General features: G+C 61.9%; 5 protein-coding genes. All 5 read left to right on the forward strand.

Annotation, left to right across the window (positions count from 1 at the left end; translation table 11 throughout):
• Window positions 1-1,541, forward strand: a 1,541-nt coding sequence (locus ABIT76_09170; GenBank protein MEO7933314.1) for an autotransporter-associated beta strand repeat-containing protein, incomplete at its 5' end; no start/stop codon positions are given.
• Between the two features lie 54 nt (window positions 1,542-1,595).
• Window positions 1,596-4,085 (forward strand): autotransporter-associated beta strand repeat-containing protein, encoded by a 2,490-nt coding sequence (locus ABIT76_09175; protein ID MEO7933315.1) that lies wholly within the window; start codon window positions 1,596-1,598, stop codon window positions 4,083-4,085.
• A gap of 99 nt (window positions 4,086-4,184) precedes the next feature.
• Entirely contained in the window at window positions 4,185-5,345 is a 1,161-nt protein-coding gene (locus ABIT76_09180) for a glycoside hydrolase family 43 protein (GenBank protein ID MEO7933316.1), read from the forward strand.
• A gap of 62 nt (window positions 5,346-5,407) precedes the next feature.
• Entirely contained in the window at window positions 5,408-13,999 is an 8,592-nt protein-coding gene (locus ABIT76_09185; GenBank protein ID MEO7933317.1) for a LamG-like jellyroll fold domain-containing protein, read from the forward strand.
• 65 nt (window positions 14,000-14,064) lie between these two features.
• Window positions 14,065-15,825, forward strand: coding sequence for an alpha-L-fucosidase (locus tag ABIT76_09190; protein ID MEO7933318.1), 1,761 nt, complete (start codon window positions 14,065-14,067; stop codon window positions 15,823-15,825).
• Window positions 15,826-15,836: the final 11 nt, after the last annotated feature.

Consider the following 15,836-nt stretch of genomic DNA (forward strand, 5'->3'; position numbering starts at 1 on the left):
TCGGAGGCGTTGTTAAAAACGGGACAGGAACCCAGATCCTCTCCGGTTCAAATACCTATTCGGGAGGTACCACGATCAACGGCGGGATCTTACAAGTGGGTAGCGGAGGCACAACCGGCACGCCCGGGCCCGGCACCATCACCATCAACAACAACGCCAGCCTCGTTTTCAATCGCACCAACGACGTCGTCCAAGGCACGGATTTTAGTTTGATCGACGGTACCGGAACAGTCACCCAGGCTGGCACTGGCGCAGTCACCTTGTCCTTTGGTAACACATACAGCGGAGGCACCGCCATCACTTCAGGCACGCTACTTCTCGGCAACGATACTGGCGCTGGCTCGGGAACGATCGCCCTGGCCGATGGCACCACCCTCGGTGCCAGTGCCAACAATTTGACGGTCGCGAATCCCATCAACGTCACCGGCACCGCGAGCCTCGGTCAGAATGCAAACAACGTCCTGACATTGACCGGGGCGCTGACCGGCTCCGGCACGCTTCAGAATAAAACCGCCTCCGGCTCTACCCCCAATCTGTTTCTTAAGGGCGACCTCAGTGGTTTTATCGGGACGCTGGCAATCACCAACGGTAATACAAACACTACGGCTTTTTGGCGGTTTGGAGCTACGGGAGGAGCCACCATTGATCTCTCGCACGCCACGGTGAATTTGATTTCCGGGCCGAGTGCCAATGTCTCCCCCGGCTTTATTGATGCCACCACCGTTGCCAACACCATGAAAATAGGCACGCTCACCGGCGGTGGCACCTTTCAGGGTTCGTTCAATGGCACCGCCAACGTTTTCAACATCCTTGAAGTCGGCAACCTGAACACAAATTCCACTTTCTCGGGAGTGCTGGGCCGGTCTAGCAATAATATGATGCAGCTCAGCCTGACCAAAGTCGGCACGGGCACGCTCACCCTCTCCGGCACGAATATCTATACCGGCGACACCACCGTGAATGCCGGGGTTCTCGCCGTGAGTGGAAATGCCATTGCTAACGCCAACAAGCTCGTGATCAATGGCGGCAAAGTGGACCCAATGGGCGCTACCGAAGTGGTGGGCACCCTCTACTTCGGCGCCACGCAGCAGGCCACTGGCACTTGGGGAGCCACCGGTTCCACCGCGACGCATATCGATGACGTCCACTTTACCGGCACGGGAGTCGTCAGTGTCACCACCGGTCCTCCCGCCGGCTATTCCGCCTGGGCGGATCTCTACGCATCGGGGCAGACGATGGATCAGGACCATGACAACGACGGCGTGAAAAACGGCGTGGAGTACTTCATGGGCCAAACCGGCTCGACCTTCACCGCCAACCCGGCCCCGGTAAATGGAGCCGTCACCTGGCCGATGGGAGCCACTTACACCGGCGTCTATGGCACCGACTACGAAGTGCAAACCTCCACCGACCTCGTGAACTGGACGCAGGTCCCGATCGGCACCGGCGACAACACTGTGGCCGTCACTGCCGGCACCTCGGTCGTTTACGACATGCCCGCCGGTGGCAAGAGCTTCGTCCGCCTCGTCGTCAAGAACTGAGCCCTGCGTTCATCGAAATCCAAACCTCTCTATTAAGACCCCTCCCTATCACCCATGAAACCTAAGAACAAAACAGTACAGCACCTCGGCCTCATCGCACTCGCGTTCGCCGGAGTTTCCTCCCCACTCGCCCACGCCGCCAACGACGTCTGGATCGGTAATACCGATTCCAACTTCGCCACCCTGTCCAACTGGACGGGATCGGTTAGCCCCAATAACAACACACCCGTGTTCGGAACAGCCGGCCCCTTCGGCACCACCCTGAACAACGACCTCTCGGGAGCCACCTTCGCCGGCCTCACCTTCAACAGCGGCGCCAGCGCCTTCACCATCGGCGGCAACAGCTTCGCGCTCACGGGGACCATCACCAACAACTCGACGAACACCCAGACGATCAACACCGCGATGACGATTGCAGCCGGTCGCACAGTCACTGCGACGAGCGGCCAGTTGGTTCTGGGTGGCAACATTACCGGTGCGGGTGGTCTGACACTGAATCCGACCAACAAGATCACCCTGGGGGGAACCAACAACTTCGCGACGAATACTGCCTTTGCTAATTTGACCATCAATGGGGGAGCGGGTGGCGTGGACATCACGGGTTCTACGACTGTAGGCAACGCAGCAAACGTGAATCAAGGCGGCTACCTCAGCGTTGGGGGCACTACAACAGTTACGATTCAGTCGGGTGGTTCGCTCGCGGTCAACGGAGCGACGAACACGCAGCCCGCCTCTGCCATTGGCCAGAATATAGCCGGCACGAGCACGATCCTTGTGAACGGTGGAACCCTCACCTTCGGCGCGAACACGGCCCTCCTCCTCGGCAACGGCTCAACCGGATCGGGTGTGCTGACGATCGCCTCCGGCACCGCCACGATCAATCGCGGTACCCTGGCGACGACAGGGGCCGGCACGGATACACGCCTTATCATGATGGGTAGGGACCCTAGTGCCGCCAACGGCAATAACGGCACGATCAATCTGAATGGTGGCACCCTTGCCACGGACCGCCAGTTTGTTCGTGATGGAAGCACCGGTAGTGCAAATTCGGGAACCGCGAATTTCGTGTTCGGTGGCGGCACGCTGAAAGCGCTCGGAACCCAGACAGATTGGCTCCAGTCAACGACCGCATCGGACGTCGGCCAGAACCAAGGCGCTACCGGCGGGACCGTCAACACCGGCGCGCTGGCGCTCTCCTCGGTCACAACTACGGCCGTTTCGACGATTGATGCCAACGGTTTCGCCGTCGCCATCAACAGCGCCATCAGCGGCGGGGGCGGTTTCAACATCAACAGCAACACGGGTACCGGCACCGTCACCTTTGGCGGCGCCCAAAGCTACACCGGCGGGACCACCGTAACCGCAGGCACTTTGGACGTGACCGGCACCTTGGCTGACTCCGGCGCGGTGACTGTGAGTGGCGGCACCTACAAGGTGAGCAACGATGACACCGTGGGCGCGGTCACCCTGACCAGCGGCACCATCTCCAACGCCAGCGGCAAAGTCCTGACCGGCTCCTCCTATGCCGTGCAAAGCGGCGCCGTGAGCGGCATCCTCGGTGGCTCCGGCGTTCTCACCAAGTCCACCGGCGGCACCGTGACCCTCTCCGGCGCGAACACCTATTCCGGTGGCACATCGGTGGGCAACGGCACGTTGACGCTCTCCGGCAGCGGCACCTTCGGCTCCGGCGCGCTGACGGTTTCCGGCGGCACCGCGAATCTGGGTGGTGCCAGCATCACCAACACGCTCGGTGCCCTCACCGGTGGCGGTGCGGTCAACAACGGCACGATCACTAACAACAGCGGCACCTATGACGTACAAAACGGCTCGGTCGGTGCCGTCCTCGCGGGCTCCAATGGCCTGACCAAAAGCACGTCAAACACGGTGACTCTTTCCGGAGCAAACACCTACGGAGGAGCCACGCTCATCAATGGTGGAACACTTGCCCTCGGCTCCACGGGTTCCATCAGCAACACCAGCGGCGTTTCGCTCGGCACGTCAGGAACCTTCGATGTTTCCGCCAAGGTCGGCGGCTACACAGTGACGAATCTATCGGGATCCGGCACAGTCGTCGGGTCACTGACGGTTTCCACCCAACTGGCGATCGGTAACTCACCCGGAACCATCAATTTCGGCAGTCTGACATTGGGCTCAACTTCGACCTATACCTACGAACTGATCGGAGGTGGAAGCAGCGCCGATCTAGGAAATGTTTCGGGCTCACTCGCGATTCTATCCGGATCGATTCTGGACCTTGTGCAACTGGGAAGCTACACCCCGGGCCAGACGTTCACCTTGTTCGGATACAACACGGGATCGCTTTCCGGAACCTTCAAGGATACCGGCAACGTCACACTCAATGACGGCGATACCTTCACCGATGCGGGCGGCAGTTGGTTGATCGACTATGATAACGCGTCTGCCGGACTCAACGGCGGCACGGGTTCGAGTTTCGTGACCATCACTTCCGTGCCCGAGCCCGGAGCAGCCCTGCTCGGAGGCCTCGGTGTGCTCGCCCTGCTCCGCCGCCGCAGGGTTGGTTGATAGATTTCTATTCGGCCGAATGGAAGGGTTGGCTGTCGCGGCGTAATGGGTTTCTCCGCGGCGGCTAGCCCACCTCTGTTCGCCCGGAATTGGACCTCAATGATGAAACTCTTCCGCTCACTCTTAACGCTCATGCTCCTCGCTTGCGCCGCGATGAGCACCTTCGCGGCGGAAGCGGTGCAGGACAAATTTCGTCCCGGCGAACTGTGGCCAGACAACAAAGGCGTTCCCATCAACGCCCACGGCGGCGGAATCCTGTCTCACGACGGCGTTTATTACTGGTTCGGCGAGCACAAGATCGAAGGCGACGCGGGCAACTATGCCCAAGTGGGCGTCCATGTTTACAGCTCCCGGGATCTGGTTCATTGGCAGGACGGTGGGATCGCGCTGGCCGTTTCGGACGCCCCCAAGAGCGAGATTGCAAAGGGCTGCATCATCGAGCGGCCCAAGGTCATTTACAACGCGAAGACCAAGACCTTCGTGATGTGGTTTCACGTGGATTGCCGAAACTACGCAAACGCCCGCGCCGCTTTGGCAGTCAGCGACAAGGCGACCGGCCCCTACAAATTTGTGGGCTCGTTTCGCCCCAACCCAGGCGTGCTGCCGCCCGGTCTCGAGCCGGGCCCGCCGCCTGATCCCAACCGGTTTAAGAACAGAAAAAAATGGCCCGAGGCCGCTGTCGCCGGCGATTTCGTGCGGCGGGATTTGGAGCGCGGCCAGATGTCCCGCGACATGACGCTTTTTGTGGACGACGACGGCAAAGGCTACCTGCTGACCTCCGGCGAGGACAACCTGACGCTCCACCTTCACGAATTGACGGACGACTACCGCGGTTTCACCGGCAAATGGACGCGGATCTTTCCCGGCGAATCCAACGAGGCTCCGGCACTCTTCAAGCGCGCCGGAAAATACTACCTGTTCGCCTCCGGCACCTCCGGCTGGTTTCCCAATCCGGGACGCTCCGCGATGGCCGACTCGATCTGGGGGCCATGGACCGTGCTGGGGAATCCCTGCCGGGGCACGGAGCCCGAAAACGCCATCACCTTTGAGTCCCAGTCCACCTACGTCCTGCCCGTGCCCGGTCATCCCGGTGAGTTTATTTACATGGGTGACCGCTGGCGGCCGAAAAACCCCATCGACGGCCGCCATGTCTGGCTCCCGGTTGAATGGGAAAATGACCGCCCGGTCCTGCACTGGCACGCCGAATGGGACCTGTCGATTTTCACGCGTCAAAACGCATCTCCTGTTACGAAGAAATGACCTGACCGAACCTCAATTAAGCTAACCCCCGGCGTCCATGAAAACTTAAATCATACACACTCGTGAAAAACCCAATCCAGTTTCTTTGCTCCCTAATCGGCGGGCTGCTCTTGTCGAATGCGGCGCTGGCGCACCCGCTCACCTTCAACTCCACGATCACCTATTCCGCCGCCCAGCCCTCCGGCGCGGCCGATAGCGTCGCCCAGTGGAGCGGAGCCGCCTTCGACGCCGCGAACATCGGTGGCTCGGGCGTCAACTCCGATGGCGGTGCGAACAACGGCACGGCCAACGACGCGAGCACCTACGTGGCCAATGGCCGGCCGGCGCAGGGCCAGACCTTCACGACCGGGAGCAACCCCAACGGCTACGAGGTGAGCGGCCTCACCGTGCGCCTCGCGGGCTACACGAACAACACGGCGACCGGCGCCAACCAGATCGCTTGGGACCTCAGGCCGGCACCCTCGCCCATCATAGTGACCTTCGGCAAGGTAAACGGCACGACGCATTCGCTCCTATCGATCCAGAACTTCATCGCGGGAGGCGAGGGCACTCCCGGCTCGGGAACCAGCGCGAACGGGCCGGGCACCTACCTCACCTTCAACCTGCCCTTTCCGGTCCACCTCGATCCGAACACGACCTACAGTTTCGATCTTACCACCCAAGGCAAAGGCTTCAACTACTTCGAGCTGCTAGGAACGAGCGCCGATCCCTACGCCGGCGGCACGGCTTACACGCGACCCTCGAAGGGGGCGACGATCACGCCGCTGTCCGGAGACCGGGTGTTCCAGGTGAACATGACGGCATCGACGATGCCCTACGCGCCCTTTGCGCACCCGGGCACCTTGCACACGGAGACCGACTTCGACCGCATGAAAGCCAAGATTGCCGCGGGCACCTCGCCGTGGAAAACCAGCTTCGACCAGTTTACGGGCAACCGCTTAGCGTCACTGGGTTGGGGGCCCACGGCATACGAATATATCATTCGCGGCGGGCCGGAGCAGAACAACTACACCCGCACCCAGTGGGACGGGAACGCGATCTACGAACTCTCCCTGCGCTGGAAGCTCACCGGCGACGTGGCCTATGCCAACCAAGCCGTGTGGATCGCGAACGCCTGGTCGGGCAAACTTCTGGGCATCACCGGCGACAGCAACCAAGCCCTCGCCTCCGGCATCTGCGGTTATCTCTTCGCCATTGGCGGCGAAATCCTCAGCACCTATCCCGGCTGGCCCGCGGCGCAAAAGCAGGCCTACAAGGATATGATGATGCGCGTGTTCTACATCGCGAACGTCGAGTATCTCTGGTATCACTTCGGCACGCCCGTTAACGCTGGCGGCAACACGCATTACCGGCTCAACTGGGACTCGGACAACATGGCATCGATGGCCGCCATCGGCATCCTGTGCGACAACCGCGCCGTTTACCAGCAGGCGGTGGACTACTTCAAATTCGGCGCGGGCAACGGACGAGTGGAGCGCGCGGCGTGGTATATCCACCCCGACGGCACGTCGCAAACCGAGGAGAGCGGGCGCGACCAGTTCCACAATCAGGGCGGCTGGTATTCGATGGGACTGCTTTGCCAGATGGCCTGGAACCAGGGCGACGACCTCTTCGGCTACGACAACAACCGGGTGCTGCGCGCCTACGAATACATCGCGAAATACAACCTCTACAACGATGACGTGTTCTGGGTTTATCACAGCAACACCGATAGCGCCACCAACGAGACGCTCTCGAGCAATGGCCGATGGGCGGGCAACTACCCCGCCTGGGAGCTGGTTTACAACCACTACGCAAACGTCCAAGGTGTCGCCGCGCCGTGGAGCAAGCTCGCGATGAACCGGATCCGGCCCGAGGGGTTCCCCACGATCTACAGCACTCCCTCCGCAGCGGATTCCCTCGGCCTCGGCAGTCTCACCTACGCCCGGGAGGACACGACCACCAGCGCCGCTCCCAGCGGCCTGCTCGCGCAATGGAGCAAGAACCAGCTCATCCTGAACTGGTGGGGCAGCGCCACCGCGACGAGCTACCAGATCCAGAGAACCGCCAGCGGCGCCAGCGCCGCCGGTCCCTACGCGACGCTCGGCACGGCCGTCGAACCCAACCTCAATTTCACCGACACCACCGTCGCCCAAGGCGGCAGCTACTACTACAAAGTCGTCGCCATCACTCCGACGGGCAACCTCGAGAGCACCCCGCTGCTCGCCAACCAGGCGCTCGTCGCCAGCTACAGCTTCGAAGGGAGCACCAACGACGGCACCGGCACCCGCCACGCGACCGGCAAGGGAACCACCGCGCCTGGCTACGCCGCCGGCTTCGGCGGCGGACAGGCGATCTCCCTCAACGGCGTCGATCAATACGTCCAGTTCCCGGTCAACTCCGGCCTCTCCCGCGACGTCACCCTCTCAGCCTGGGTGTATTGGAACGGCGGCAACGCCAACCAGCGCGTCTTCGATTTCGGCAGCGAGATCGAGAAATTCATGATGCTCACCCCCAAGGACGGTTATGGCAAAATCGCCTTCCAGATGACGACCTCCCGCGGCAACAACGGCTCGATCTATCTCACCGGCCCCGCGATGCCGATAGCCACCTGGACACACCTCGCCGTCACCTTCAACGGCGAAACCGCGACCCTTTACGTCAACGGCTTGCCGGTCGCGGCCGGTTCCTCTCCCCGGCTCGCCCCGATGTTCAGCCAGCCCTTCTGCTACCTGGGCAAGAGCATGTGGAACGGCGACCCCTACTTCAGCGGTCGCATCGACAACTTCCGCATCTCCAATTACGCGCTGTCCGGTTCCGACGTCTATGCCCAATGGGGGCAGAGCGCTAACCACGCGCCCAAATTCACGGGCAATCCGCTGTTCCGCGCCAACGCCACTCAGGGCACGGCTTACACGACCCAATCCATTTACACCAGCGCCACGGATGCCGACGGAGGAACGCTGATCTACGAGAAAGTCTCCGGCCCGTCCTGGTTGGGCGTGGCAGCGAACGGCGCGCTCTCCGGCACTCCCGCGAACAGCGACAACGGCAAAAACCTGCTCGTCGTGCGCGTGACCGACCCCGTCGGCGCCACCGACGACGCCAATCTCTACGTCACCGTTAACAACACCAACGAGGCGCCCACCTGGCTCTCCGGCACGGTCACCAAACCCGGTGTCACCCGCGGCCAGGCCTACGCCTCTTCGCTCGCGGCGAACGCGACGGACCCGGATCTTCCCTACGGCGACAGCCTTTCATTCAGCAAGGTCGGCGGCCCGGCCTGGCTCATGATCGGGATCAACGGCGATCTCACCGGCACGCCCGGCGCAGGCGACGCTGGCCTCAACAGTTTCACCGTCCGCGTCACCGATGCCGGCGGACTTTACGCGGACGCGACGCTGGAAATGAACGTGTTTCCATTCGCCCAGCGCTCGAGCTATCAGTTTGAGCAAAATCTCACAGACAGCGTCGGCAACTTCCCCGGCACGATCACCGGCACGCCCAACTATGTGTCCGGGCGGACCGGGCAGGCGCTCTCGCTCGATGGCGCGACTCATTACGTCACCCTGCCCGCCGGTGCGGCGAGCTACCACGAGATCTCGATTTCGACGTGGGTCTATTGGAACGGCGGTGGAAACTGGGAGCGCATCTTCGACTTCGGCAACAGCACGTCCAGCTTCCTGATGCTCACGCCCAACTCGGGCAGCGGCATGCGTTTCACCATCGCCCATGGCGGCCTCGAGCAACAGCTCAACACCACCGCCCTGCCGACCGGGCGCTGGATGCACGTCACCGTCACCTTGAGCGGCAGCACCGCCACGCTCTATGTGAACGGAGCCGCCGTCGCGACCAACAACGCGATCACACTCGCACCCGATGCGTTTAACCCCGCTCTCAATTACATCGGCAAGAGCCAGTTCTCCGATCCGCTCTTTAACGGCCAGATCGACGACTTTCGCATTTACAATTACGCGCTGAGCGCGGCGGAGGTGGGCAGCATCGTTTCCAGCATTCCGCCCCCCACGCCTGGCAGCGTGACCGCGAGCGGCGGCAATGGCACCTCGCAGGTTTCCTTGGGCTGGGGTGTCGCGAGCGGTGCGACGAGCTACATCGTCAAGCGCTCCATCGCCACTGGCGGCTCCTACACCCCGATCTACACCGGCACCGCCACCAGCTATGCGGATACCAGTGCAAGCCCCGGAGTCACCTACTACTATGTCATCGTGGCGGTGAACGCCGCCGGCGAAAGCGTCGGCACCACCGAGTTGTCCGGAATGGCCAACATCGTGATGCCCAAGGTCCACCTGCGCTTCGACGAAACCACCGGCTCCACCGCCGCCGACGCGAGCGGCAACGGTTGGAACGGCACGCTCGTAGGCGGCTACACTTGGACGACCGGCAAGATCAACAACGCGGTCAGCCTGAGCGGCACTACGAATTACGCGACCCTGCCCTCCGGTGTGATCGCCGGACTGGGTAACTACACCCTCTCGACTTGGGTGAAGCTCAACAGCATCTCCACGTGGGCGCGCATCTTCGATTTCGGAACCGGGACGACCAATTACATGTTCCTGACGCCGTCCAGCGGAGCAAGCAAGATGCGGTTCGCCATCCGGACCCCATCGGCGAGCGAACAACAGATCAATAGCGCCACCATCGTCAGCACCACCGGCGTGTGGACCCACGTGGCCGTCACGTTCTCCGGTTCCGTCGGCACTCTCTACATCAACGGCGTCTCCGCCGGCACCAACACAGGGATGACGCTCACTCCGTCGAGTCTCGGTCTCACCACCCAGAACTACCTTGGAAAATCCCAGTTCAGCACCGATCCCTATCTGAACGGCTCTTTGGACGAATTCCAGATCTATGGCCGCGCCTTGAGCGCCTCGGAAATTTCCGCGCTGGCCGCGCCTCTAGCCGCTCCTGGTGGACTTGCCGTGAGCATTGGAAATGCCCAGGCCGCCTTGACCTGGAACGCCGTTTCCGGCGCAACCGGTTACAACGTCAAGCGTGCGACCGTTAGCAGCGGCCCTTACACTGTGGTCGGAGCCAACCTTGCTGGCCCGAACTGGACGGACACTGGAGTGATCAACGGCACTAGCTATTTCTATGTGGTGACCGCGCTCAATGGCCTGGCCGAAAGCGTGAACTCCACCGAAGTCAGCACGACTCCCGTCGGCCCTCCGCCGGTCCCTGCCAACTTCACGGCCGTCAGCGACAACGGCCTCGTCACCTTGACCTGGACCGCTTCCTCCGGAGCGACCAGCTATAACATCAAGCGCTCGACCACCGACGGCAGCGGTTACCTAACTATTGGCATTTCCACCTCGGCGACGTATGCCGACAGCATCGTCACCAATGGCACCGCGTATTATTACGTGGTGACCGCAGTCGGCCCGAATGGCGAAAGCGCCGCCTCGGTCCAGGCCTCGGCCACCCCCCTTGCCCCGCCTGCGGCCCCGGCCGGACTCACCGCAACCGCGAGCAATGCCACCGTGACCCTCGCTTGGAGCGCTGCCTCCGGAGCGACAAGCTATAACATCAAACGATCCGATACCAGCGGCAGCGGTTACGAGCTCGTCGGCACAACCTCGGACACCGGCTATGTTGATACCGATGTCGTGAACGGGGCTCCGTATTACTACGTGATCTCGGCCCAAAACGCCGTCGGCGAAGGAGCCGATTCGACGCAAGCCACCGCGACTCCGGTGGACGTGCCCGCAGCCCCTTCCGGAGCGATCGCCTCTGCCGGCAACGGCCAAGCCGGGTTGGTCTGGCAGGCCGTGGGCGGCGCGACCAGCTACACGATCAAGCGCTCCACCGTTTCTGGCGGCCCCTACACCGTCCTCGCCAGCGGACTGACGACCACCAGCTACTTCGACAGCACGGTAGTCAACGGCACGACTTATTATTATGTGATCTCCGCGGTGAACGCCGGTGGCGAAGGTGACTCCAGCACTGAGTTGGTGGTGACACCCAACAGCAATCCCCTGCGCGCCCATCTGCGCTTTGATCAAATCAGCGGGGCGACCGTCACCGATTCTAGCGGAAATGGATGGAACGGCACGCTTGTGGGCAGCTCCACCTACACGGTCGGCAAGATCAACAACGCGGTCAGCCTGAGCGGTTCCACCAATTACGCGACCCTGCCCACCGGAGTGATCGCAGGGCTGAATAACTTCACCATCTCCGCTTGGGTGAAGTTGAATAGTGCGGCACTCTGGCCACGGCTCTTCAATTTCGGCACGGGCACAACCAGTTTCATGTATCTGCTCCCTAGGAATGGATCGGGCAATGTGCAGTTCGGAATCACAACAAATGGATGGAACGGGCAGCAGCAAATCAACACCGCCTACACATTCCAAACTGGAACATGGACACATGTGGCAGTGACGTTGTCGGGAACCGTAGGAACGGTCTATGTGAACGGAACCTCGGTTGGAACCAACAGCACACTGACGCTAAATCCATCCAGCTTGGGAATCACAACGCAGAACTATATCGGAAAATCGTACCTTGGCAGCGATCCGTATCTCAATGGTCTGGTGGACGAGTTCCAAATCTACGGCCGTGCCTTGAGTTCCTCGGAAATCTCCGCCTTGGCAACAGCCTCGTTGAACGCGCCCGCGAACCTTGCCGCGTCCCCGGGCCAAACCCAGATCGCGCTGAACTGGAGCGCGGTCCCGGGAGCGACCGGCTACAACGTCAAACGCGGCTATGCCAGCGGAGGCCCCTTCACGACGATCCTCGGTCCGGTTACCGGCACCAGTTACACCGACACCAGCCTCGCCACTGGCAGCCCCTATTATTACGTGGTGAGCACGCTCAACGGAGTGGTGGAAAGCGCCAACTCCGCCGAAGCCAGCGCCACCACGATGGCCCCGCCCCTTGCTCCGGCTGCTCTTACTGCGACCGGCGGGGACGCTCAAATAGCTCTCACCTGGGCCGCTTCTCCCGGAACCGCCAGCTATCAAGTCAAGCGTTCTCTGACCTCCGGAGGTTCGTATGCCATCGTTGCATCGGGTCTAACCGGAACGTCCTGCAACGACACCGGCCTGACCAATGGCACGCCGTATTTCTACGTGGTCTCTGCGGTCAATCCCGCTGGCGAGAGCCCGAACTCCGGTCAAGCCTCGGCGACTCCCCTGCCGCCCGTGCCCAACGCCCCGTCCGGCCTCACCGCCACGCCGGGCAACGGCCAGATTGCGCTCAGTTGGTCGGCCGCCAGCGGCGCGGCGAGCTACAACGTCAAGCGCTCCACCGTTTCCGGCGGCCCCTACACCGTCATCGCCAGCGGGCTGACGGCCACCAACTACGTTGACAACCCGGTGGTCAACGGGACGATCTATTTTTACGTCATCACCGCGGTCAACCTCGGCGGCGAAAGCGGCGCCAGCACTCAGTTGGCGGTGACGCCCAACCCGCTGCGCGCCCATCTGCGCTTCGATGAAATCAGTGGGACGACCGCCACCGATACCAGCGGAAACGGCTGGAACGGCACGCTCGTCGGCGGATCCACCTACACGGCAGGCAAGATCAACAACGCGGTCAGCCTGAGCGGTTCCACCAATTATGTAACGCTGCCAACAGGGGTCATTGCTGGACTAACAAATTACACCATTTCGGCGTGGGTGAAATTGATCAGCACGTCGAACAACACGAGAATTTTTGATTTTGGAACGAGTACCTCGAATTACTTGGAGCTGTGCCCGAAGAACGGAAACAACGGCTTTTTGCGCCTTGAAGCAGTCAAGGGAGGAGTGGTACAGCAGATTAATACAACCTACACGTTCCCAACCGGGACGTGGACGCACGTGGCAGTGACCCTGTCGGGTTCCACCGGCACGCTCTATGTCAACGGAACAGCGGTCGGATCCAATGCGGTGATGAGCCTCAATCCATCGAGTTTCGGTAACACCACCAAAAATTATATCGGAAAATCGCAATGGAGCAACGATCCCTATCTGAACGGCTCTCTGGACGAATTCCAAATCTACGGCCGCGCCTTGAGTGCCGCCGAGATCTCCGCCGTGGCAGCAGCCTCGCTGACTGCGCCCACGAATCTTGTCGTTACCCCGGGCGAAACTCAGATCGCGCTGAACTGGAGCGCCGTGTCCGAAGCGGCCGGCTATAACGTCAAGCGCGCCGATGTGAGCGGCGGTCCCTACACGATCCTCGGTCCGGTGACCAGCACGAGCTACATCGACACCAATCTCTCCTCCGGCAGCCCCTATTATTACGTGGTTACCGCCCTCAATGGGATGGTTGAAAGCGCAAACTCCGCCGAGGCGAACGGGACCACTTACACCTCCGTCCAGACGTGGCGGCTGACCAACTTCGGCACGGTCGCCAATGTCGACGCCGCCGCCGACACGGCCGACCCTGATGGCGATGGCTGGACCAACGCCGAGGAATTCATCGCCGGCACCGATCCCACGAACGCAGCCAGCACGCTGAAAATCAGCCAACTCCAAATGAGCGGCAGCAACATCACCGTAAGTTTCTCCACCGTATCCGGAAAAACCTACCGCGTGGAACGCTCCGACACGCTGGAAAACGGTTCGTGGACAATCGTGCAGGGCAACATCGCCGGCACCGGCGGCACTGTTCAGGCCACGGATGTCGATGCGGCGGGCCAGGCCAAACGCTTCTACCGGATAGTCACCCCCTGATCACCGTCCGCCAATCCATCCTTCATCCTCGTTCGTCATCCACTCGCAACCCTCTTCTTTTTTCCATGCGTTTCATCCCCGTCCTCGTCACCACCACCGCCCTGCTGGCATCCCTCGCGTCCGCAGCCGACACCGTCGGCACCGCGCTACCGCCGCTGCCACCCTTCCCTGCGCTACCCGCCTCCCAGCCCGTGGACAGCGTGCCTATGGCCGACTCCAAGTCCGCCGCCGAGGTGAAGCTCGACCTCCCCATCACCCCCGGCCCTTACGCGCCGACCTGGGACTCCATTGAGAAAAACTATCCCGGCACCCCCGCCTGGCTGCGCGACGCCAAGTTCGGCATCTGGGTCCATTTCGGCCCGCAGGCCGCCGGCAAGAGCGGCGACTGGTATGCCCGCAACCTCTACAAGCCCGGCACCGACGCCTACAAAAACCATCTCGCCAACTACGGCCACCCGTCGGAAGTCGGCTACAAGGAGGTCCTGCGCGACTGGAATCCCACCAAGCTCGACCCCGCCAAACTCGTCGAGATCTACAAGGACGCCGGCGCCCGCTATCTAATCATCCAAGGGGTTCACCATGACGAGTTCGATATGTGGAACTCCAAGTATCAGCCTTGGAACTCCACCCGTCTCGGCCCCAAGCGCGACCTCCTCGGCGAATGGACCAAGGCCGCCCGCGCCGACGGCATCCGCTTCGGCGTCACCTTCCACCATGAATATTCCTGGTGGTGGTGGCAAACCGCTTTCGCCGCCGACAAAAACGGCTCCAAGGCCGGCGTCCCCTACGACGGCCACCTCACCCTCGCCGACGGCAAGGGCAAGTGGTGGGAAGGCCTCGACCCACGCCTGCTCTACGGCGTGGACCTCCGCGAATACAAAGGCGTCGTCGCCGCCGCCAACGATAGTTGGAAGCCCCCGGCCGCCGGGATTTTTCAAAACCACGCCGCCTACGCCAAGTGGTATGCCACCTGGTGGGCTCTGCGTATGATGGACGTCGTCGACAAATATCAACCGGACTTCATCTACACCGACGGCACCAACATCCAGCCCTTCAGCGGCGCGGGCACCGGCACCGGTCAAAAGTCCGACGCCATGCAGCGCGTCATCGCCGACTTCTACAACAAGACTCTCCAGCGCCGCGGCAAGGTGGACGTCTTCAGCATCGTCAAGTTCCGCCCCAAGACCAACGGCACGGTCAACACCCAGGAAGGCACCATCCCCCGCGACATCAAACGCGATCAGGACTGGATCGCGGAAACGCCCGTCGGCGACTGGTTCTACGCCCCCGGCTTCACCAACGACTCCGGCGCCGTCATCCGCTACCTCCTCGAACAAGTCTCCCGCGACGGCAACGTCGGCCTCTGTATCTGCCCGCTCCCCGACGGCTCGCTCGACGACAGCACGGTCAAGATGCTCAAGGAAACCGGCGAATGGATGCGCCTCAACGGCGCCGGCATCTACGGCAGCAAAGCCTGGACGCGCCTCGGCGAAGGCACCGGCGGCAAGCTCAACGTCCTTCCCGGCGGCAAGATCGGTCGCAACCAAGCCGACCATCGTTTCTCCGCTTCCGACATCCGCTTCACCGTCGGCAAAGACGGCAACCTCTACGCCTACTGCATGACCGTGCCCGCCACCGGCACCCAGGTGCGGATCACCTCGCTGGGCACCACGGCCAACGCCCTCGGCAAGCCGGTCAGCTCCGTCACACTCCTCGGCTACACCGGCACGCTCACGTGGAAGCAGGAACCCGACGCGCTCGTCGTCACCTTGCCCGACACCTCCACCTTCAGGACCGCGCTGGGCTTCAAAATCGAAACGAAATAAAGCCCGCCGCG

The sequence above is a fragment of the Chthoniobacterales bacterium genome (assembly GCA_039930045.1).
In the GTDB taxonomy this organism is placed as follows: domain Bacteria; phylum Verrucomicrobiota; class Verrucomicrobiia; order Chthoniobacterales; family DASVRZ01; genus DASVRZ01.

Coding starts and splice junctions, on each gene's coding strand:
- ABIT76_09175 (MEO7933315.1), top strand. CDS start 1,596: ATGAAACCTAAGAACAAAACAGTACAGCACCTCGGCCTCATCGCACTC.
- ABIT76_09180 (MEO7933316.1), top strand. CDS start 4,185: ATGATGAAACTCTTCCGCTCACTCTTAACGCTCATGCTCCTCGCTTGC.
- ABIT76_09190 (MEO7933318.1), top strand. CDS start 14,065: ATGCGTTTCATCCCCGTCCTCGTCACCACCACCGCCCTGCTGGCATCC.